Raw genomic sequence first — 19,149 nt, 5'->3', positions numbered from 1 at the left:
GCACGCCCGCGTCAGCCGCCGAGCCGCTCGAGCGCCTCCGCGACCGGGGCCACCCCGTCCTCGGCGCGGAGGCGCTCCGCCAGGTCCCGCGCGCGCCGTCGGTACGAGGGGTCGGTGGTCGCCCGCAGCAGGGCCGGCGCCAGCCGCTCGGCGCGCAGCCCCCGCGGCGACAGGGCGCCGGGCGAGACGCCGAGGGCAACGAGCCGCCGGGCCCAGAACCCCTCGTCGAACTGGACCGGCACGGGCACGGCGGGGACTCCCGCGCGCAGCCCCGCCGCCGTCGTGCCCGCCCCCGCGTGATGCACCACCGCGGCCATGCGGGGGAAGAGCACGGAGTGCGGCACCTCGCCGACCGTGAACATGTCGTCCCCGGTGGCCCGCAGTTCACCCCACCCGCGCTGGATCACCCCGCGCAGCCCGGCCGCCCGCAGGGCCCGTACCACCTCGGCGCTCAGCCGCTCGGGATCGGGGACCGTGGCGCTGCCGAGGCCGACGAAGACCGGAGCGGGACCGGCGTCCAGGAAATCCCACAGCGAGGAGGGGAGCCGGGCGTCCTCGCCGTCGTAGGGCCACCAGTACCCGGACACCTCGAGCCCGCGCCGCCAGTCCCGCGGCCGGCGCACGACCAGCGGGCTGAACCCGTGGTGCACCGGCCAGGCGCGCCGCTCGCGGGCGCGGTGCGCCGCCAAAGGACCGAGGGGCGGCAGGCCGAGCCGGTTCCGCAGGGCCCGCACGGTCTCGGCGAAGACCCGCTCGGCGGCCAGGTTCACCGCCTGGCCGGCCGCCCGGTTCACGGTGGGCCCCCAGGAGCGGACACCGCCCACCGGTGGAGCGAACTCCCGCGTCGGGTGCAGCGGTTGGAGGTGCACACCCATGCTGGGCAGGCCGAGTCCCTCCGCGACGACGTACCCGAGCGGCCCCACCGAGCCGGAGAGCAGGAGCACGTCGCTGGAGCGGGCCGCCGCGATCATGCCCTCGGTCAGCCGCCCGACGAGCGCCCGGGTCAGCCCGACGAGCCGGATGATCTTTCCGGCTCCCGTGGTGCTGCGGTGCAGCCGCTGCCCCCGCGGAGACTCCAGCTCGGCCCGCGGATCGACCGGCAGCGCGTGGAATCCCACACCCGAACCCGACACCAGATCCGCGAAGCACCCGTGCGTCACGAGGGTGACCTCGTGACCGGCCCGCACCAGGCCGTGTCCGAGTCCGGTGAAGGGCGCCACGTCACCCCGTGAACCCGCGCTCATGATCGCAACTCGCACGACCGCCAGTATGCCGGGGTTCACGGCCGACGGCCCCGGCCGCACGGAGCCCGCTCCTGGAGGGCGACGCCCGCGCCGCGTGGCACACGGGAACCCCCGGACCGCGGCGTCGTTCCCCGCTGCCCGCTGCCCGCTGCCCGCTGCCCGCTGCCCGCTGCCCGCTGCCCGCTGCCCGCTGCCCGCTGCCCGCTGCCCGCTGCCCGCTCGCCAGCCCTCGTCTGCCACTCCGGCACCTCGCGCCCCGCCCTCCTCACCTGGCGCTCTGCCGAGCGCTCCCGCCCGGCCGCGTCGCCCGGCCGTGGCCGGGACGAGGGCTTCGAAAGAAATCGGCCGTGGCGCAAAATAGCTCTAGCTCCTCACGACGGGCGAATGATCGAATCGGTGCTCGATTGTCGGGGTGGTAGGGGGTGGGCTCCGTGCGGGCCAAGTCGTACATGGATCTGCATCGCGAGGTCTCCGCGGACATCGACGCGGAGCGGGATGCCGCACTCGACCTGCTGGGGCCGTCGGCCGCGTCCGTCCGCGCGGCGGTGGCCGAACTCCTCGGACACCGGACGTTCGCCTACCCCCTGTCCGTGCTGCCGCTGATCGTCCACGGCGCGGAGACGGGCGCCCCCGGGCCCGCCGTTCCGCTGGCCGTGGTCCACGAACTGTGGTGGACCTCCGCGTGCTACCTGGACGACCTCGCGGACGGCCAGGCCCTCTTCGCCGCCGGCGGCCTCGACGAGAGCCAGGCCCTGCTCGCCACGGTCATCAGCGGAACTCCGCTTCCCCTGCTCGTCGTTCAGTCGCCGCGGATCCCCGAGGCCGCGCGCGGCCCGTTGTCGGCCGAGATCGTGAAGTGCTGGATCCTCGCCACCGAGGGCCAGTTGAGGGACCTTCGCGCGGACCTGGGTGCCGCCACCCGCGAGGCGGTCGTCACGGCGTACCTCGGGAAGTCCGGCGCGCCGTTCAGCATGGTCACCGCCATGGCCGCGCGACTGGCCGGAAGCCCGCACGAAAGAGTGGAACTCTGGCGGGAGTTCGGCAACGTCTTCGGCATCCTGTGGCAGTTGTTCAACGATCAGCACGACATCCTGACCGGCCGCGACGAGGACCTCGTCAACGGCACGGTGACCTATCTGCTGGCATGCGTCCTGGAGGACGTGACCCCCGGTTCCACGGACCGCCTCCTCGAACTGCACGCCGCCGCACGCACGTCGCCCGAAGCCCGCACCGCGATGACCGACGTCCTTCTCGCGCCGGACGTGCTGCGTACGTACGAGCGGGACATCGACACGTTCCGTGACAGGGCCCTGCGTCTCCTGGACGAACTCGGCGGCGACGAGGCCCATCTGGCGCTCCTGCGCGACCTCGTGGACCGGGCCTCCCCGATGCTCCTGAGGGCACGCGACACCACCGCCCGCGCGGTCCCGGCCTCCTAGCCTACGCGACCCGAGGTCCTCGCGCCTCGACACCGCGGCCGCTCACCGGGGCCGGATGTGAAGCCTCCGGACGGCGTGTGGCCGCGGCGGGCGGGGCTGGGGGCGCGCCGCTCGCCGCAGCGAGTCGAGCAGGGAGGCGGACACGCGCAGGCCCGCCGCGGAGACGGGCCGGAGTCGCCGGTACCGGTTCGGGCGGGACCTCCCCCGGGTCGTACCGGCCGAGAAGGTCCAGGTCAGACGTGAGGTGATCCGGACCTTCGGCCAGTTCCTCCCTACTCGTCCCATGCCTGGACCAGCGTCTGCTCGACGATCTTCCCGTCGCGCAACGTCATCATCGACGTGCTCAGCACCCGCACACCGTCCGGGTACTCGCAGGACTCGGTGTAGGCGACGTGGTCGCCCTGGACGACGCACTGGTCCATCTTGTGCGTCATGTCCCGGCTGTAGACGTCCTCGAGCATCTCGCTGATCTCGGCGCGACCGTGTTTGACCATCGGGTGACTGGGCTGGGTGTTGCGGTCCACGACGCGCAGTTGCGCGTCCTCCGCGTAGAGCGACGTCAGAGCCGCCGCGCTGTGTCCCTCGATACCCCGGCGCAGTGCCTCGGTGTCGAAGGTGGGGAATGCCGCTGTGCCCATGAGTGACCTCCTCGGAAAGGCCGCGGACGGCGAGGAGCCGGCCGCGAGGGGCCTGCCTATGTGAAGACTCCTCCGCCCCGGAGCCCACGGCAAACGCAGCGGTCCGACGCGCCTCTCGGGTGAGGCGGGGGACCGGGCCGTGTCCGGCCGGGGGCCGTGCCCGTTGCCGGAAGCATGATCTCAACACGACGTATCACAGCCGCCGTTGGTCTCGCCGTCGGCGTCACGGGGCTCGCCGCGCCGATGGCTGCGGCCTCGGGCCCCGCGGGTGCCGAGGCCGCGAAGCCGAACCTCGTCACCGCGCTCGACCCGCTCGCCGTGAGTGACGTCCCCGTGGAGCGGCAGGCCGGGCTCCCGCGGCCCTCCGCCCGGCTCGCGGGCCTCGACCGGCTCTCCGAGCTGAACCGGTTGCGCCGGCTCACCGATGTGGCCGCACCCGCCACCGGACTGCTCGGGGGCATCCAGAGCTAGAGGTGCCGGAGCTGGAGGTGCCGGGCGCGGTGGTGGCGGGCCCCGGCGGAACGGCGACGTTCCGCCGGGGCCCTTCGTGCGTGCCGTACCTGGTGCGCGGGCCGGACGACGGCCGGCCGCTCACGTCGGGGCCGGTCGCTCACCTGGCGGGGCCGCTCGCCTGCCGGCCTGCCGGTCACCGGTCGGACGGACGTACGCTCCGCCGGGTGAAGTCGTCCTCGCGTCGTGGTGCCGGGACGCCCCCGCCCCGGTGGCGCACCGTCGTGCGGAACGCGATGGGGGCCTGCCCGGCGCGCTGGTGGAAGTACTTGGCGAAGTTGGTGGCACTGGAGAAGCCCAGCTGGGCGGCGATGTGGGCGGCGGCCAGTTCCGTGTGGGCGAGCAGCCGCTTGGCCTCCAGTACGACCCGGCGGTCGATGAACTCCTTGGCGCCGACCCCGGCCGAGTCGAGGGCGGCACGCGACAGTGTGCGGGCGGAGTAGCCGAGGGCGAGGGCGTAGTCGTCCACCCGGCGGGTGTGCGCGAAGTCCCGCTCGACGGTCTCGCGGAACCGAAGAAAGGTTTCGCTTGGTCCCGGGACCGGGCTCGCGGGACCGTCCAGATGGGCCAGGCGCAGAATCAGCACGTCCAGCAGATGACGCAGAACGGCCAGGTGCGCGTCGTCCGGCAGCCGGCCGGGCGCGAGGAACTCGTGCTCCAGATGCGCGGCGGCCACCCGCAGGGACGCGGAGTCCTCGGGCCTCGGAACGCGCAGCACGCGCGCGTGCGGATCGTCCAGGCGGGCCGCGTCGGCCGTGGCCGGGTCCGGGAAGTCCGCCGCGAAGGCGATCAGGACGCCTTCGGCCCCGGTGACGTCTTCCCATTGGAGGACCTGTCCGGGACGCGTCCAGAGCCAGCCGCCCGGCTCGACCTCGTGGGTCGTGAAGTCCACGGTCCGACGCAGCGTGCCGGAGGTGACGGTGAGCAGTTGGTGGACGGTCGGGCGCTGCGGGGCGCCGGGATCGATTCCGCGGGTGCGGCACCGGGCGCGCAGCGCGGCCAGCGGGATCACTTCCAGACCGGCGGGTGGGCCGACGGGTGCCGGGAAGGTGATCTCGGGGGCGGCCTGCCAGGCCGGGGCGGGGTTTTTGACCATCATCAGTCGCCTGTGTATCCGGGTGGGACGTGCCTTCGCGCCCGCCGGGGCGGCCGTCGGGCCGACGGCCGCCCCCGCGAGGCGGAAAGAGGGCATCACCATAGAGGAGAGCCGGTCCTCGGCCAAGGAATTCCGGGACATCGCCGACGCACCGGGAAGTTCGGCGCATCCTCGGACGGGCGATGACGCGGAAGGTGACGCCACGTCACCATGGGTGAGGATCGAGGGCGCGGCGCGTGCCGGCGGCGGCGCGGTGTGTGACGAGGGCCGGGGCCGGAGGGGCGGACGGCGGTCCGGGCGCCGCCCGGCCGGTGGGCGGACCGCCGGGCGGCGGTCGGAGGGTGGGCGAAGGTGAGGCTGCGGCTGAGGGCCGGGCCGCCCGGCGACGCGACCCGGGACCCCGTCGCGGATTCCTTCCCGGCACCGGGTGGGGAGGTCATCCGGCGGTCGCGAGGAACTGGGTGGCGGCCAACTCGGCATAGAGCGAGTCCGCGGCCACGAGTTCACGGTGGGTGCCCACGGCCCGGACGCGGCCCGCGTCCATCACGACGATGCGGTCGGCCGTCGTGACGGTGGACAGCCGGTGCGCGACCACGAGCACCGTGGTTGTACGGGCCACATCGGCGACCGTGTCGCGCAGCGCGGCCTCGTTGACGGCGTCGAGCTGTGACGTGGCCTCGTCCAGGAGCAGCAGCCGGGGGCGGCGCAGCAGGGCCCGGGCGATGGCGACGCGCTGGCGTTCGCCGCCCGACAGCTTGGTGCCGCGATGTCCGACCAGGGTGTCCAGACCGCGGGGCAGCCGGGCGACCAGGCCGTCCAGGCGGGTCGTCCGCAGCACCCGGGTGACCTCGCCGTCCTCGGCCTCCGGATTGCCGAGCAGGAGGTTGTCGCGCAGGGAGCCGGACAGGACCGGCGCGTCCTGCTCCACGTAGCCGATGGCGGAACGGAGCCGGGGCAGGTCCCACTGCTCCAGCGCCCGGCCGTCGACGGTGATGAGGCCCGCCTCGGGATCGTAGAACCGCTCGATGAGCGAGAAGACGGTGGTCTTGCCCGCTCCGGAAGGCCCGACGAACGCGGTCAGTCCGCGGGCCGGGACGGAGAACGTCACGCCGTGGTGGACGTAGGGCAGATCGTCGGCGTACCGGAAGCGGACGTTGTCGAAGGTGAGCGCGGCGGGTCCGGCGCCCGGCGTCGGCAACGGCGCGGGAGGGGCGGCGGGTTCCGCGGGCAGCCGCAGGGACTCCTGGATACGGGCGAGCGCCCCGGCGCCGGTCTGGTACTGCGTGACCGCGCCGACCACCTGCTGGATCGGCGACATCAGGTAGAACACGTAGAGCAGGAAGGCGACCAGGGTGCCCACGCCGATGGCGCCGGTCGCGACCCGGGCGCCACCCACCGCCAGGACCGTGATGAAGGCGACCTGCATGGCCAGACCGGCCGTGTTGCCCGCGGCGGCCGACCACTTGGCGGCCCGCACGCTCTGTCGCCAGGACTCCTCGGCGGCCGCGTGGACGGCCCGCTCCTCGCGGTGCTCGGCACCGGACGCCTTGATCGTGCGCAGGGCACCGAGGGTCCGCTCCAGCAGGGCCCCCATCGCGCCGACGGCGTCCTGGGCCTGCCTGCTGGCCCGGTTGATGCGCGGCACGATCAGGCCGAGCACGGTCCCCGCGCACAGGACCACGCCCAGCGTGACGCCGAGCAGCACCACGTCGACCAGGCCCATCATCACCACCGTGGCGACGAGGGTGAGGCCGCCGGTGCCGAGGCCGACCAGGGAGTCGGTGGTGACCTCGCGCAGCAGGGTCGTGTCGGAGGTGATGCGGGCCATCAGGTCGCCGGGCTCGCTGCGGTCCACGGCGGGTATGCGCAGCCGCAGCAGATACGACGAGAGGGCGCGGCGCGCGCCGAGCACGACCGACTCGGCGGTGCGCCGCAGCACGTACGAACCCGTCGCCCCCACCGCCGCGTTGGTGACCACGAGTGCCGCCATGCAGAGCAGGGCCCGCCCGATCGGCCGGTCGTGCGAGAGGTCGTCGATGAGCCCGCGCGCCACCAACGGCAGCAGCAGACCGGTGGCCCCGGTGGTGAGCGCCAGCAGCGCCCCGGCCAGCAACGCCCGTCGGTGCGGACGTACATACCCGAGCAACAGGCGCCACGCGGGCACCTCGGGCTCGGCCTCGGTCGGGCTCACGGGGCTCCTCGCGGGAGTTGAGGACGGGACCCTCAGGCTACGTCGGCCTCGCGGCCGGTCCGGTCCGGGCCGCCCCGCGTCCGAGCGGACTCGGGACACGCGGCGCCCGAGTGCCGCCGGAGCGGCATCGAGGTCCGCCGGACGCGGGCGGTTGTGCGGGAGCCGGGCGAGCAGCGCGGCCATGCCGCAGGTGTTCGTGAGGGCCGGGAGGACCAGGCCGCCCGCCACCCCGGCGGAGAGCAACTGCCAGGCGGGGTGCAGGAGTCCGAGTCCGAGCCCCGGCAGGACGATGGCGCCGGCGGTGAACCGGACCCGGCGCTCCATGGACCAGCCGGCCCGCGGGGCGGCCGACGGGCGGTGCAGTCCGTGTCCGAGCTCCGCCCGGGCGCCGGTACCGCCGGTGAGCGTGGCCGCCGCGACACCGTGCCCGGCGAGCAGGGCGCACGCGTTCGCCGAGCGGTTGCCGGAGGCGCAGACCATGAGCAGTTCGGGGCGCGCGTCGCCGAGCACGGGCAGCATCCGGTGGAGGCGGTCCAGGGGGATGGTGAGGGCGCCCGGCAGATGGCCGGAGGCGTACTCGCCGGGGGTACGGACGTCGATGACGGTCAGCTCGGTGAGCCGGGCGTGGGCCTGTGCGGCGTCGAGGGACGCGGGGTGCTCCTGGGGAGTGTCATCCTTGTTCGTCGGGGGTGCCCCACAGGGCGGAGTATCATACCCCTAGGGGTATAGGTGAAGGAGTGTTCGTGGAACTGGAACTCGCGGGTGCCGAGCTGAAGTCGGTGCTGAACCGGCTGCGCCGGGCGCAGGGACAGATCGCCGGAGTGATCCGGATGATCGAGGAGGGGCGCGACTGCGAGGACGTGGTCACCCAGCTTGCCGCGGCCTCCCGCGCGCTGGACCGGGCCGGCTTCGCGATCATCGCCACCGGGCTCCAGCAGTGTCTGACCGACGCCGAGAACGGCGCGAAGAACGGTGAGACCAGTGAGCAGATGCGGGCCCGGCTGGAGAAGCTCTTCCTGTCGCTGGCCTGAGCCTCACAGTACGACGTCCAGAAGCATCAGCGCGGTCACGGCCGGCAGGGCCCAGGCGAAGATCCGCCGAAGCGTGCCCCCGGACACCCGGGCCGCAAGGCGCCTCCCGTCCCACGCCCCGAGGACGGCCGCTCCGGTGAACGGTGCCACGACCGTCCGGTCGAGGTCCTGTGCCGTTCCCGCGCGGGCGAGCAGCGCGGCCGGCGAGTTCGCCGTGATCACCAGCAGACCGGTGCCGACGGCGGCCCGCATGCGCAGTCCCACGCCGTTCACCGGAGCGGGTACGGCGAGGAAGCCGCCGCCCACGCCCAGCACCCCGGTCATCGCGCCGAGGCCCGCGCCCGCCCCGGTGATCCGGCCGGGCCGCGCGGGTGCGGGACCCCGCCCGTCGGCCGTCGGCCGGAGCATGCGGAACGCGGCGAGGCCCGCGATCAGCGAGAACGCGCCGGTGAGCACGGCGGAGGGCAGCTGTCCCGAGGCCGCCCCGCCCAGCCGCGGGGGATCAGTCCCGCCGCGGCGAACAGCGACCCGGCCCGCCGGCGGACGGTGCCCTCCCGGGCGTGCGCCGACAGCGCGGTGGCCGAGGTGACGGTGACGAGGCTCGCGGTGGCGGCCGCCGCGGTCCACCTGGCCTTCTACCGGCCGGTCACGCCGTAGGGTCGGTTGACGGAACGTCGACTCAGGGAAGGGCTCACTCACATGGCGCAGGAAGTACGCGGCGTGATCGCACCGGGCAAGAACGAGCCGGTGCGCGTCGAGACCATCGTCGTACCCGATCCGGGGCCGGGCGAGGCCGTCGTGAAGATCCAGGCCTGCGGGGTCTGCCACACGGACCTGCACTACAAGCAGGGCGGGATCAACGACGACTTCCCTTTCCTGCTCGGCCACGAGGCGGCCGGGATCGTCGAGTCGGTCGGCGAGGGCGTCACGGAGGTGGCACCCGGCGACTTCGTCGTCCTCAACTGGCGCGCGGTGTGCGGGCAGTGCCGCGCCTGTCTGCGCGGGCGCCCCTGGTACTGCTTCGACACCCACAACGCGAAGCAGAGGATGACCCTGACCGACGGCACCGAGCTGTCGCCGGCGCTCGGTATCGGTGCCTTCGCCGAGAAGACGCTGGTCGCGGCCGGGCAGTGCACCAAGGTCGACCCGTCGGTCTCCCCGGCCGTGGCCGGTCTCCTCGGCTGCGGAGTGATGGCCGGGATCGGGGCCGCCATCAACACGGGGAACGTCGGACGCGGCGACACGGTCGCGGTGATCGGCTGCGGCGGCGTCGGCGACGCGGCGATCGCCGGCTCCCGGCTCGCGGGCGCGGCGAGGATCATCGCCGTCGACATCGACGACCGCAAGCTCACGACCGCCCAGAAGCTCGGCGCGACGCACACCGTCAACTCCCGTGAGACCGACGCCGTCGAGGCGATCCGCGAACTCACCGGCGGCTTCGGCGCCGATGTCGTCATCGAGGCCGTGGGCCGCCCGGAGACGTACAAGCAGGCCTTCTACGCCCGCGACCTGGCCGGCACGGTCGTCCTGGTCGGCGTGCCCACCCCGGAGATGAAGCTCGAACTCCCCCTGATCGACGTCTTCGGGCGCGGCGGCGCCCTCAAGTCGTCCTGGTACGGCGACTGCCTGCCCTCCCGCGACTTCCCGATGCTGATCGACCTGCACCTCCAAGGACGCCTGGACCTGGGCGCGTTCGTGAGCGAGACGATCGCCCTGGACGACATCGAGGCGGCCTTCGAGCGGATGCACCACGGCGACGTGCTGCGTTCGGTGGTGATGCTGTGATGGGCGCGCGCATCGAACACCTCGTCACCTCGGGCACGTTCGAGCTCGACGGCGGCACCTGGGACGTCGACAACAACGTGTGGATCGTGGGTGACGATCACGAGGCGATCGTCATCGACGCCGCCCACGACGCCGACGCGATCGCCGAGGCGGTGGGAGAGCGGCGGCTGACGGCCATCGTGTGCACCCACGCCCACAATGATCACATCGACGCCGCCCCCGCCCTGGCGGAGCGCACCGGCGCCACCATCTGGCTCCACCCCGACGACCTGCCGCTGTGGAAACTGACCCACCCGGACCGCCTGCCCGACGCCTGGCTCCAGGACGGCCAGGTGATCGAGGCGGCGGGCACGGACCTGACCGTGCTGCACACCCCGGGCCACGCCCCGGGAGCGGTCTGCCTCTACGACCCGGGCCTCGCCACCCTCTTCTCCGGCGACACCCTCTTCCAGGGCGGCCCCGGGGCGACAGGACGGTCGTACTCCCACTTCCCGACGATCATCGAGTCGGTCCGTGACCGGCTGCTCACCCTGCCGGGCGACACGGTCGTCCGTACGGGACACGGCGACTCGACCACCATCCGGGCGGAGGCGCCGCACCTGGAGGAGTGGATCGCCCGTGGTCACTGACCCGGCCGCCCCGCAGCCCCGCCCGCGCGACACGGCGTAAACACGACGGAATACCTGACAGAAGATGTCCGACTTCCGGGAGACGCTCGCAGGGACGCACGGGCGACACCGGCCCGTGGGCGCCGAGGGCAGGGAGGTCGGACATGTCAGGGCCGTTGGAAGGCACGCTCGTGGACAAGGTCGCGCTGGTGGCGGGCGCGACCCGGGGGGCGGGCCGCGGAATCGCCGTGGAACTGGGCGCGGCCGGTGCCACCGTCTACGTGACCGGGCGCAGCACCCGTGAACGGCGCTCGGAGTACGACCGCCCCGAGACCATCGAGGACACCGCCGACCTGGTCACCGCGGCGGGCGGGCGGGGCATCGCGGTCCCCACGGACCACCTCGTGCCGGCCGAGGTGGCGGCGCTCGTCGCCCGCATCGCCGAGGAGCAGGGCCGCCTCGACGTCCTGGTCAACGACATCTGGGGTTCCGAGAAGCTCTTCGAGTGGGAAGCCCCCGTCTGGGAGCACGACCTCGACAACGGCCTCCGGATGCTCCGGCTGGCCGTCGAGACCCACGCGATCACCAGCCACCACGCGCTGCCCCTGCTGCTGCGCGGTCCCGGCGGACTGGTCGTGGAGATGACGGACGGCACGGCGGAGTACAACCGGGACACCTACCGGATCTCCTTCTTCTACGACCTGGCCAAGTCGGCCGTGCTGCGCATGGCGTTCGCCCTCGGACACGAACTCGGCCCGCGCGGCGCGACCGCCGTGGCCCTCACCCCCGGCTGGCTGCGCTCGGAGATGATGCTCGAGACCTTCGGGGTGACCGAGGAGAACTGGCGCGACGCCGAGGAACGCGTCCCGCACTTCGGGATCTCCGAGACGCCTTTCTACGTGGGACGCGCCGTCGCGGCGCTGGCCGCCGACCAGGAGGTCGCGCGCTGGAACGGGCAGTCCCTCTCCAGCGGGCAGCTCGCCCAGGTGTACGGCTTCACCGACCGCGACGGCAGCCGTCCCGACGCCTGGCGCTACATGGTCGAGGTGCAGGACAAGGGGATGCCGGCGGACGCGACGGGATACCGCTGAGCGACGGAGGCCGGGGAAGGCGAGGGGCCGGGCAAGGGACGTGGAAGGCGGGGGCCTCGGCCGCCTCGCGACGGCGGCGGGACCGGGTCAGGTGTTCGCGTGGAGCGGGGGGACCTGCCAGGAGGCCGGGCGTTCCGTCGTCAGTGAGAGGTCCGCGCGCACCGCCGCGTAGTACCCCTCGCGCCCGGTGCGCTGGCGTTCGAGCAGCACCTGCCACGCCTCGGGGTCGCGGGTGTCCTCGTACAGGAAGCGCTCCATCTCCATCACCACGACGACCCAGGCCCGCGACTTCTCCACCACCTCCGGAGTGCCCAGGAGCAGCAGCGCCTCACCGGCCGGGTCCCCGGCCTCCGCGGCCTCGGCGAGCAGCGGAGCCGCCTCCTGGGGCGACAGCGGATGCGGGTGCGGGTCGTTGCCGAGATGGGCGGCGACCCGGTAGGTCAGCGTGATCGTCCGCTTCAGGCACCGCGCGTAGTCGGCGTACACCGCGAGCCGTCGTTCCTCCCAACGCGCCGCCTGCTCGCGGCCGAAGCGGGCCCGGTCACCCCGCACGATCGCCAGGTACGAACCGAGGGCGCCGATGACCACACCGATCAGTGCCGGGAGCTGCTGTATGAAGGCGGACATGTGGGCACGCTATCTGTCGGCGCGACGATCATGACGGTAACTTGCCTGCCATGACTGCGATGAGGCGCTTCGAGGGGTACGGAGTTCTGATCACGGGTGCGGCTCGCGGCATCGGCGCGGCCACCGCCCGCCGCCTCGCCGAGGAGGGCGCCCAGGTCCTGGTCACCGACATTGACTCGGCCCAGGCCGGGGAGACGGCCGCCGGGCTGCGCGAACTCGGCGCGCGGGCCGAGTCGTTCACCTGCGACGTGGGGGATCGGGTCCAGGTGGAGGCCGCCGTGGCGTACGCCGTGGACGCGTTCGGTTCGCTCGACGTCCTGGTGAACAACGCCTTTCGGTGCAGCCCCGACGCCCGGCTCTTCGAGGACGAGAGCGACGAGGTGTGGGCCCGGGACCTGGACATCACCCTCACCGGCGCCTATCGCTGCGCCCGCGCGGCCCTCCCGCACCTGGTCGCCTCCGGCCGCGGCGCGATCGTCACCATCGGTTCCGTCAACGGGATCCAGGACTTCGGCAACCACGCCTACAGCGCGGCGAAGGCGGGACTCATGTCGCTCACCCGCACCCTGGCCGGCCACGCCGCCGCGCGGGGGGTCCGGGTCAACCTGGTGGCCCCCGGAACCGTCCGTACCGCGGCCTGGGAGGGCCGTGACGACGACCTCGCCCGCGCCGCCGAGCTGTATCCGCTGGGCCGGGTCGGCGAGCCCGAGGACATCGCGGCCGCCGTCGCCTTCCTCGCCTCCCGCGACGCGTCCTGGATCACCGGCACGACCCTGTGCGTCGACGGCGGCCTGCTGGGCGTCAACACCGGCTTCCGGCAGGCGGTCAAGAGGTACGGCCGGGACGCCGACGACGGGGGCGGGGGCGAGGGAGGCGGGGACCTCCCCTAGCTGCGAGGCTCGGCGCAGAGGCGCTCGACGGCTTCGAACACCCGGTCCGTGTCGGCCTCGGACGTACGCCAGTTGCTGAACGCGGCGCGCAGCCCGTGCGTCCCGTCGTAGAACGTCGGCGTCACGAAGGCCTCGCCCGAGGCGGCCACGGCGTCGGCCAGTTCGTGGACACGGCGTTCGGACGGGTCGTCGGCGAGGGTGAAGCAGACGACGTTCAGCCGGACCGGCGCGAGGAGACGGAGTCCGGGCACTCCGGCGATCCGTTCGCCCAGCCGCCGGGCGAGCGCGGCGTTGCGCTCGACGATCTCGCGATGCCCCGCGGAGCCGTACGCCGCCAGGGAGAACCAGGCCGGCAGGGCGCGCAGCCGACGCGAGTTCTCCGGTGTCAGGTGCAGGAAGTCCGGATCCTGGGTGGGCGGTCCGAGGTAGGGCGAGGCGTTGTGGAAGACCCGGACCTGGAGGTCCTGGCGGCGGGTGAACTGGACGGCCGCGTCGTAGGGGACGTTGAGCCACTTGTGCAGGTCGACGCAGATCGAGTCCGCCGCGTCCAGGCCCGCCACCAGCGAGGCGTACGCGGGCGACAGCGCCGCGAAGCCGCCGAACGCGGCATCGACGTGCAGCCAGAAGTCGTGACGTTCCCTGAGCGCGGCGATGGCCCGCAGATCGTCGAAGTCGACGGTGTTCACGGTCCCGGCGTTCGCCACGACGACCGCCGGGCGCCCGTCGAGCGCGGTGAGCGCCGCGTCGAGGCGCTCGACGTCCACGGCCTCGCGGTTGCCGGGCAGCACCGGCACCGGACGCAGACTGTCCCGGCCGAGGCCGAGCACCGACAGGGCCTTGGTCACGCTGGAGTGCGGGCTGCCCGACAGGACGTCCACCGGACCGAGCGCGGCGACCCCCTCCCGCGCGACCGACACGCCCCGGCGCTCGCCGAGCCACTCGCGCGCGATGGCGAGCCCGACCGTGTTGGAGACCGTCGCCCCGCTGACGAACGCCCCGTGGTGTTCCTCCCCGAGTCCGAACAGCTCCCGCAGCCAGCCCAGGGTCTCATGCTCCAGGGCGCCCGCGAGGGACCCGGCGCCTCCGGAGACGTTCTGGTCGTAGGCGCCGGTCAGCCAGTCCCCGGCGAGCGCGGCGGGCGTCGTTCCGCCGGTGACGAAGCCGAGGTAGCGCGGCCCGGCCGAGCCCGAGAACCCCGGCGCCCAGTGTTCGGCGAACCGGGCCAGGGCGCCCTCGGTCCCCGCGCCACCGGCCGGAAGCGGCGCGGGGAGGGGCGCCTTGCCCAGATGGGCGACGGGACGGTGGTCGAGGTCGCGCACCTCTCCGACGGCGAAGTCACGCGCGGCCTGCAGGAGTTCGGGGAGGCGTTCGAGATCCTCGGCGAGAGTGGGGTCCATGGCGGCAGCGTAGGGCGGGGCCCCGTCGAAACCCCGGTCCACCCGGGAACAACTGGACCGAAATCGCGCGCGGGTCCGGATCCCTCCGGGGGCGGGGCGCCGGCCTCGGCGTCCGTGCCGCGAGGAATGTCACCGTTCGGTCCCAGCCTCGGCGGCTGTACAACGCAATACCCTCATGGACGGTCTAACTGGCAGAAGACACGATGAACACGAGAGGGAAGGACCGCCATGGGGGACATACGCAGACGAGGAGCCGTCGCGCTCGGGCTCACCGGACTGGTCGCACCGCTCACCCTCGCGCTGGGCGCGGGGCCCGCGCAGGCGGCGAGCTGCACCACGTCGACCGGCCCGAACCAGAAGCAGGTGGAGAAGTTCCTCGGGCGGCCGGTCGACGGCCGTCAGTCCACCGCCGACTGCAAGGCGATCCAGGCCTTCCAGAACAAGCACGGCATCACCCCGAACATCGGGTACGCGGGACCCGTCACCTGGGGCGTGATGGACCTCATGAACAAGCAGAAGGCCGTGGGGACCACCCCCAACAGGGACGGCAGGTGCCCGGTGAACAAGGGCCGCATCGCCTGCGTCAACCTCACGCTCCAGCTGAGCTGGATCCAGGACGGCAGCCGGCTGGTCTACGGACCGGTCCCGGTCCGCACGGGCAGGAACGGCTACGAGACCCGTACCGGCCTGAAGAAGGTCTACTGGCGTGACATCGACCACGTCTCCAGCATCTACAACGTGGCCATGCCGTACAGCCAGTTCTTCGACGGCGGTCAGGCGTTCCACTCCGTGGGCGTCAGCATGTGGAACCCGCCAGGCTCCCACGGCTGCGTCAACATGACCTCGACGACGGCCAAGAAGTACTGGTCGCTGCTGAAGAACGGCGACGACGTCTACGTGTACGGCCGCAAGCCCGGAACGTGAGTGACGAGCTTCACGGTCCGTAATGTCGGCCGATGTACCTTTACTCACATTGTCTTCACGTCAAGGACCGTATGCTTCACGTCATGTCCACCACTTCCTGCACCGACACTCGGCGCTCCGCCGCCGAGGTCAACGAGGAGATCCGGGCCCTCTGGTTCCGGGCGGGCGGGACACTGAGCATCGAAGAGCGCCGCGAGTACCAGCGCCTGGTGCTGGAATGGGCCGAGGCCGCCCCGTCGACGGCCAGGGCGGCCTGACCTTCCGCGTGTCAGCCCCGGGCTCCCCCAGGTCCTGTCGGACCTGGACGGGAGCCACGGCCTCGGACCTCGGCACCGATCTCCGGCGGAGCGGCCCGACCTTGGCCGCTCCGAACCGGCTTCGGGCCGATCAGCCCCAACTCTGCGCGTACTGCCGCCGATAGGCGTTGCGGTCCTGCTCGGTTCGGATGAACCGGGTCGCCATCAGCGCGATGACGCTTCCCGCGATGACGAGCAGTCCCGGGCCGACGTTCTGCGGGTCCGTGAGCTCGGAGACGAACGTCTCGGCCGTCCCGGCGGTGTCCACCGGCTCCACCGCACCCGGTGCGGCCGAGCCCGGCGAGACCGCCGCCTCCCGTGAGGCCGCCGCGGTGGACGGCGCCGAGGGGGCGGCGGACGACTGTCCGGCGGCTCCCTGGCCCTGGCCCGCGAGCGTCACCCCCAGCGCCGTCAGCGCCTTGGTGACCGGCTGGAAGAACGTCGTACCTCCGGTCTTGCAGTCCCCGTTGCCGCCCGAGGTCACCCCCAGCGCGATGCCCTCGGAGAACAACGGGCCTCCGCTGTCGCCCGGTTCGGCACACACCGTCGTCTCGACGAGCCCGGTGACCGTCCCCTCGGGATAGTTGACCGTCGCGTTGAGCGCGGTCACCTTCCCGTCGCGCAGCCCGCTGGTGCTGCCGCTGCGGAAGACCCGCTGGCCCACGGTGGGATCGGCGGCACCGTTGATCCGGACGCCGTTGCCGCCGCCTATGCCGACGATGTTGCTCCCGTTCTTCGGCTGCTGTCCGGCGTCGTACTGGATGAGGGAGAAGTCGCTGCCGGGGAACGCCGTGGTGATGGTGCGGCCCACCTGCTGCCGGCCGGTGTTGTCGGAGAACCAGACCGACCCGGCGGGCCCGCAGTGTCCGGCGGTGAGGATGAACTCGCCCTGCGGGCTGGTCACGTTGAAGCCGGCCGAGCAGCGCCCGCTGGTCGAGAAGATCGCCTGAGCGCCGTTCACCCGAGTGGTGAACGTGCCCTGGGTCCGCTGCATCCGCACCTCGTCGCCGATGCCGTCGGCGACCTTCGTCATGCGCGACCAGTCGGTGGCGGAGACCGTGCTGTCGGCCTGCACCACCACCTCGTTCTTCTTGTAGTCCACCGCCCAGGCCGTGCCCGGCACCCGGGGCGCCGAACTGAGCTCCTCAGTAGCGGACTTGAGGTCCTGCATGCTGTGCGACACGACCTTCGGGCGTGCGCCCGCCGACTTCACCTCGGCCGCCGCGCCCGAGTCGGTGACCGCGACCACCGGCTGCCCGTCGTCGGCGATCCAGCTGCCGGCGGTCCGCGCGGCGCCCAGCCGGGTCACCAGCCCGGCACCCGTGCCCGCCGCGGCCTGTGCCGAACTCCGCGGGGCACGCGCCGAGCCGGACGGTTCGCTCGCCATCGCGTGCGTCACCATCAGGCTCCCGAAGAGCAGTCCGCCGAGGGCCGCGAAGCGCGCCCCCCGTCGGACGATCCGTCGTCGTGCGTGCCTCATCCTTGGGCTCCCGAAGCCGAACCGAGCGGCGGCCACGCCGCCGAGGGCCCTGGTCGAGGGCCCTCCCCTCATACGTGCGCCCACGCCCATGTGTTCACCGTCGCCCGCAGGTCGTGCCGGGTGGCCGGATCGCTCCGGCGGCGGCTGCCGTGACGGGCGCGGGCGGGTGCTGATCCCGGTCCCCGACCGTGACTTCGACGTCACCGAAGTCGCCGTACCCTGGCGGCTGTTGACGCGGGCGGGCCACGACGTCGTCTTCGCCGACGAACACGCCGGGATCCACCCGGAAGCGGACCCGCGGCTCCTGACGGGCGTCCTGTTCGGACAGCTCGGAGCGGAGCGCGAACCCCCTCTTCCACGCGGAGCTGACCGGATCGGCGGAGTTCGGGCCCCCGTCTCCTGGGCCGACGTGTACGTGGCGGACTTCGACGGGCTGCTGCTTCCGGGGGGGCGACCTGATACCGCCGCCCCGCCCCGCCCCCTGCCCTCGCCTACGCGCGGGCGCGGGTCCGGGCGAGCACCTCGTCCGGCGTCAGGTACACGTCCGTGCGCTCGAAGTCCCGCAGGGTGCCCTCGCGGTCGGCGAGGAACCCGGTGCGCACGAAGTCGTCACCCGCGACGGCGTTGAGCAGCCAGTTGGCGCCCGTACGGAACCGGGCGGCACCCGTGCGCAGCGCGTACAGGTGGTATCCGCGTGCCACGAGCTGAGCGGGCGCGCCCCGGAGGTCGATGCCGAGCGGCTTGGACACGGCGTCATGGCCGCCGAGGTCCACGACCAGGCCGAGGTCCCGGTGCCGGTACGGCAGGGTGGGCTCACCGCGCAGCCTCGCCGTCAGCACCTTCGCGGCGTGCCGGCCCTGCCGGGCGGCGTGCTGCGCGGTCGGCGGGCAGGCGGATCCGTCCCCCTTGGCCAGGTCGGGCACCGCCGCCGCGTCGCCCAGCGCGAAGACCCCGTCCAGCCGCGGCACCCTGAAGTCGGGCTCGGTGACGATCCGTCCGCGTACGGTCTCCGCGCCCAGCGAGTCGACCAGCGGGCTGGCCATGACACCGGCGGTCCACACCAGTGTCCGGGAGGGCAGTACCCGTCCGTCGGTGAGGGTGATCTCGTCCTTGGTGACGGAGGCGACGGACGTGCCCAGCGAGATCCGCACACCGCGCTCGGTCAGCAGCCGCATCGCGCTCGTGCCCAGCTTGTCCCCCAGCTCGGGCAGCAGCTTCGGGGCGACGTCGACCAGGTGCCACTTGATGAGCCCGGGGTCGATGCGCGGGTGGTAGCGCTGGGCGGCGGCGGTGGTCAGACGTTGCAGGCAGGCCGCCGTCTCGGTGCCCGCGTAGCCGCCCCCGACCACCACGAACTGCAGCCGTGCCGCCCTCTCCGCCTCGTCCGACGTGGCCGCCGCCAGGTCGAGTTGGGCGATCACGTGGTCGCGCAGGTACACGGCCTGGGCGAGGGTCTTCATGCCCCGCGCCTCGTCCGCCAGACCCGGGATGTCGAAGGTGCGGGTCACACTCCCCGGAGTCAGGAGCAGGTAGTCGTAGCGCAGATCGACGAGATCGCCGGTGATCTTGCGGACGACACAGACCTTGGCCCCCGGGTCGACGCCGATCACCCCGCCGGGCACCAGCGCGGTACGGCGCAGGATCCGGCGCAGCGAGGGCGCGACGGACTGCGGCGTGACGACACCGGCGGCGACATGCGGCAGCAACGGCAGGTACAGCTGGTAGCCGGTGGGGCTGACCAGGGTGATCCGGGCGTCGCCCGGACCCAGCATCCGTTCGAGGCTCCGCGCCGCCTCGACTCCCGCGAAACCCGCGCCGACGATGACGATGTTCGGTCCTTGCATTCCGAGCAGCCTCTCTCCACTGGTGCCGGCAGCGAGCCTCAGGCTCACACGCGGCACG

Annotated in this window: 17 protein-coding genes and 3 pseudogenes; 10 read left to right on the top strand and 10 right to left on the bottom strand. The window is 73.1% G+C overall.

The genetic code is table 11. The features are described 5' to 3' along the window. Positions 1-11 precede the first annotated feature (11 nt). Positions 12-1,244 (bottom strand): glycosyltransferase, encoded by a 1,233-nt coding sequence (locus ACFYW7_RS08455; protein ID WP_389500396.1) that lies wholly within the window; start codon positions 1,242-1,244, stop codon positions 12-14. Between the two features lie 422 nt (positions 1,245-1,666). On the opposite strand from ACFYW7_RS08455, the gene ACFYW7_RS08450 reads away from it, so the two are divergent. Beyond that, positions 1,667-2,683 carry a polyprenyl synthetase family protein gene (locus tag ACFYW7_RS08450; protein WP_389499405.1) on the top strand — a complete coding sequence of 339 codons (1,017 nt, stop codon included), beginning with the start codon at positions 1,667-1,669 and terminating at the stop codon, positions 2,681-2,683. 272 nt (positions 2,684-2,955) lie between these two features. Here ACFYW7_RS08450 and ACFYW7_RS08445 read toward each other — a convergent pair whose 3' ends face one another. After that, positions 2,956-3,321 carry a nuclear transport factor 2 family protein gene (locus ACFYW7_RS08445; protein ID WP_389499403.1) on the bottom strand — a complete coding sequence of 122 codons (366 nt, stop codon included), beginning with the start codon at positions 3,319-3,321 and terminating at the stop codon, positions 2,956-2,958. Positions 3,322-3,495: 174 nt separating this feature from the next. Here ACFYW7_RS08445 and ACFYW7_RS08440 point away from each other — a divergent pair, with 174 nt between their 5' ends. Then, the gene (locus ACFYW7_RS08440) at positions 3,496-3,792 is read left to right on the top strand and encodes a hypothetical protein (protein ID WP_389499401.1); all 297 of its coding nucleotides are present in this window, start codon (positions 3,496-3,498) and stop codon (positions 3,790-3,792) included. A gap of 175 nt (positions 3,793-3,967) precedes the next feature. On the opposite strand, the gene ACFYW7_RS08435 is transcribed toward ACFYW7_RS08440, so the two are convergent. The 3 genes and pseudogenes from ACFYW7_RS08435 to ACFYW7_RS08425 all read right to left on the bottom strand — a co-directional run. Further along, positions 3,968-4,927: a helix-turn-helix domain-containing protein gene (locus ACFYW7_RS08435; RefSeq protein ID WP_389500394.1), complete on the bottom strand. Its 960-nt coding sequence runs from the start codon at positions 4,925-4,927 to the stop codon at positions 3,968-3,970. Between the two features lie 436 nt (positions 4,928-5,363). Further along, on the bottom strand, positions 5,364-7,118 hold the full coding sequence (locus ACFYW7_RS08430) for an ABC transporter ATP-binding protein (RefSeq protein WP_389500392.1): 1,755 nt from the start codon (positions 7,116-7,118) through the stop codon (positions 5,364-5,366). Between the two features lie 405 nt (positions 7,119-7,523). Continuing rightward, positions 7,524-7,742: pseudogene (locus ACFYW7_RS08425) on the bottom strand (rhodanese-like domain-containing protein); the annotation flags it as partial. Between the two features lie 119 nt (positions 7,743-7,861). Here ACFYW7_RS08425 and ACFYW7_RS08420 point away from each other — a divergent pair. After that, positions 7,862-8,149, top strand: coding sequence for a metal-sensitive transcriptional regulator (locus ACFYW7_RS08420; protein ID WP_389499399.1), 288 nt, complete (start codon positions 7,862-7,864; stop codon positions 8,147-8,149). A 3-nt stretch (positions 8,150-8,152) separates the two neighbouring features. Here the strand turns inward: ACFYW7_RS08420 and ACFYW7_RS08415 are convergent. Continuing rightward, a pseudogene (locus tag ACFYW7_RS08415) lies at positions 8,153-8,769 on the bottom strand (sulfite exporter TauE/SafE family protein); the annotation flags it as partial. A 79-nt stretch (positions 8,770-8,848) separates the two neighbouring features. Here ACFYW7_RS08415 and ACFYW7_RS08410 point away from each other — a divergent pair. The 3 genes from ACFYW7_RS08410 (at position 8,849) to ACFYW7_RS08400 (ending at position 11,633) form a co-directional block, all read left to right on the top strand. Next, complete coding sequence (locus tag ACFYW7_RS08410) at positions 8,849-9,934, top strand: S-(hydroxymethyl)mycothiol dehydrogenase (RefSeq protein WP_389499397.1); 1,086 nt, start codon at positions 8,849-8,851, stop codon at positions 9,932-9,934. Further along, positions 9,934-10,563, top strand: a complete 630-nt coding sequence (locus tag ACFYW7_RS08405) for an MBL fold metallo-hydrolase (protein ID WP_389499394.1) — start codon at positions 9,934-9,936, stop codon at positions 10,561-10,563. The genes ACFYW7_RS08410 and ACFYW7_RS08405 overlap by 1 nt, the downstream gene beginning before the upstream one ends. 143 nt (positions 10,564-10,706) lie before the next feature. Next, a complete protein-coding gene (locus tag ACFYW7_RS08400; RefSeq protein WP_389499392.1) occupies positions 10,707-11,633 on the top strand; it encodes an SDR family oxidoreductase in 927 nt (308 codons plus the stop codon). 87 nt (positions 11,634-11,720) lie between these two features. Here the strand turns inward: ACFYW7_RS08400 and ACFYW7_RS08395 are convergent, their stop codons facing one another. Continuing rightward, positions 11,721-12,260: a hypothetical protein gene (locus ACFYW7_RS08395; protein ID WP_389499390.1), complete on the bottom strand. Its 540-nt coding sequence runs from the start codon at positions 12,258-12,260 to the stop codon at positions 11,721-11,723. A 50-nt stretch (positions 12,261-12,310) separates the two neighbouring features. Between ACFYW7_RS08395 and ACFYW7_RS08390 the strand changes: the two genes are divergently transcribed. Continuing rightward, positions 12,311-13,150 (top strand): SDR family NAD(P)-dependent oxidoreductase, encoded by an 840-nt coding sequence (locus tag ACFYW7_RS08390; RefSeq protein WP_389499388.1) that lies wholly within the window; start codon positions 12,311-12,313, stop codon positions 13,148-13,150. Here ACFYW7_RS08390 and ACFYW7_RS08385 read toward each other — a convergent pair. Then, on the bottom strand, positions 13,147-14,547 hold the full coding sequence (locus tag ACFYW7_RS08385; protein ID WP_389499386.1) for a pyridoxal phosphate-dependent decarboxylase family protein: 1,401 nt from the start codon (positions 14,545-14,547) through the stop codon (positions 13,147-13,149). The two genes, ACFYW7_RS08390 and ACFYW7_RS08385, sit on opposite strands and share 4 nt — an antisense overlap. A 228-nt stretch (positions 14,548-14,775) precedes the next feature. Between ACFYW7_RS08385 and ACFYW7_RS08380 the strand changes: the two genes are divergently transcribed. Both ACFYW7_RS08380 and ACFYW7_RS08375 read left to right on the top strand, forming a co-directional pair. Then, positions 14,776-15,471 (top strand): L,D-transpeptidase family protein, encoded by a 696-nt coding sequence (locus ACFYW7_RS08380; protein WP_389499384.1) that lies wholly within the window; start codon positions 14,776-14,778, stop codon positions 15,469-15,471. 71 nt (positions 15,472-15,542) lie between these two features. Continuing rightward, a complete protein-coding gene (locus tag ACFYW7_RS08375) occupies positions 15,543-15,728 on the top strand; it encodes a hypothetical protein (RefSeq protein ID WP_389499382.1) in 186 nt (61 codons plus the stop codon). A gap of 130 nt (positions 15,729-15,858) precedes the next feature. Here the strand turns inward: ACFYW7_RS08375 and ACFYW7_RS08370 are convergent, their stop codons facing one another. Further along, positions 15,859-17,247 carry a S1 family peptidase gene (locus ACFYW7_RS08370; protein ID WP_389499380.1) on the bottom strand — a complete coding sequence of 463 codons (1,389 nt, stop codon included), beginning with the start codon at positions 17,245-17,247 and terminating at the stop codon, positions 15,859-15,861. Positions 17,248-17,335: 88 nt separating this feature from the next. On the opposite strand from ACFYW7_RS08370, the pseudogene ACFYW7_RS08365 reads away from it, so the two are divergent. Further along, a pseudogene (locus tag ACFYW7_RS08365) lies at positions 17,336-17,686 on the top strand (type 1 glutamine amidotransferase domain-containing protein); the annotation flags it as partial. Between the two features lie 52 nt (positions 17,687-17,738). Here ACFYW7_RS08365 and ACFYW7_RS08360 read toward each other — a convergent pair. After that, positions 17,739-19,091 carry an NAD(P)/FAD-dependent oxidoreductase gene (locus ACFYW7_RS08360; RefSeq protein WP_389499378.1) on the bottom strand — a complete coding sequence of 451 codons (1,353 nt, stop codon included), beginning with the start codon at positions 19,089-19,091 and terminating at the stop codon, positions 17,739-17,741. Between the last annotated feature and the right edge of the window lie 58 nt (positions 19,092-19,149).

It is taken from the genome of Streptomyces sp. NPDC002580 (assembly GCF_042889485.1).
In the GTDB taxonomy this organism is placed as follows: Bacteria; Actinomycetota; Actinomycetes; order Streptomycetales; family Streptomycetaceae; genus Streptomyces.
Note: the sequence above shows the minus strand (reverse complement) of the source record. Positions and strands in the feature narration are given on the sequence as shown.

Excerpts from the sequence above, each read along its gene's own strand:
- ACFYW7_RS08455 (WP_389500396.1), bottom strand. The coding sequence starts at position 1,244 with ATGAGCGCGGGTTCACGGGGTGACGTGGCGCCCTTCACCGGACTCGGA.
- ACFYW7_RS08445 (WP_389499403.1), bottom strand. The coding sequence starts at position 3,321 with ATGGGCACAGCGGCATTCCCCACCTTCGACACCGAGGCACTGCGCCGG.
- ACFYW7_RS08440 (WP_389499401.1), top strand. The coding sequence starts at position 3,496 with ATGATCTCAACACGACGTATCACAGCCGCCGTTGGTCTCGCCGTCGGC.
- ACFYW7_RS08435 (WP_389500394.1), bottom strand. The coding sequence starts at position 4,927 with ATGGTCAAAAACCCCGCCCCGGCCTGGCAGGCCGCCCCCGAGATCACC.
- ACFYW7_RS08410 (WP_389499397.1), top strand. The coding sequence starts at position 8,849 with ATGGCGCAGGAAGTACGCGGCGTGATCGCACCGGGCAAGAACGAGCCG.
- ACFYW7_RS08405 (WP_389499394.1), top strand. The coding sequence starts at position 9,934 with ATGGGCGCGCGCATCGAACACCTCGTCACCTCGGGCACGTTCGAGCTC.
- ACFYW7_RS08400 (WP_389499392.1), top strand. The coding sequence starts at position 10,707 with ATGTCAGGGCCGTTGGAAGGCACGCTCGTGGACAAGGTCGCGCTGGTG.
- ACFYW7_RS08395 (WP_389499390.1), bottom strand. The coding sequence starts at position 12,260 with ATGTCCGCCTTCATACAGCAGCTCCCGGCACTGATCGGTGTGGTCATC.
- ACFYW7_RS08390 (WP_389499388.1), top strand. The coding sequence starts at position 12,311 with ATGACTGCGATGAGGCGCTTCGAGGGGTACGGAGTTCTGATCACGGGT.
- ACFYW7_RS08385 (WP_389499386.1), bottom strand. The coding sequence starts at position 14,547 with ATGGACCCCACTCTCGCCGAGGATCTCGAACGCCTCCCCGAACTCCTG.
- ACFYW7_RS08380 (WP_389499384.1), top strand. The coding sequence starts at position 14,776 with ATGGGGGACATACGCAGACGAGGAGCCGTCGCGCTCGGGCTCACCGGA.
- ACFYW7_RS08375 (WP_389499382.1), top strand. The coding sequence starts at position 15,543 with ATGCTTCACGTCATGTCCACCACTTCCTGCACCGACACTCGGCGCTCC.
- ACFYW7_RS08370 (WP_389499380.1), bottom strand. The coding sequence starts at position 17,247 with ATGAGGCACGCACGACGACGGATCGTCCGACGGGGGGCGCGCTTCGCG.
- ACFYW7_RS08360 (WP_389499378.1), bottom strand. The coding sequence starts at position 19,091 with ATGCAAGGACCGAACATCGTCATCGTCGGCGCGGGTTTCGCGGGAGTC.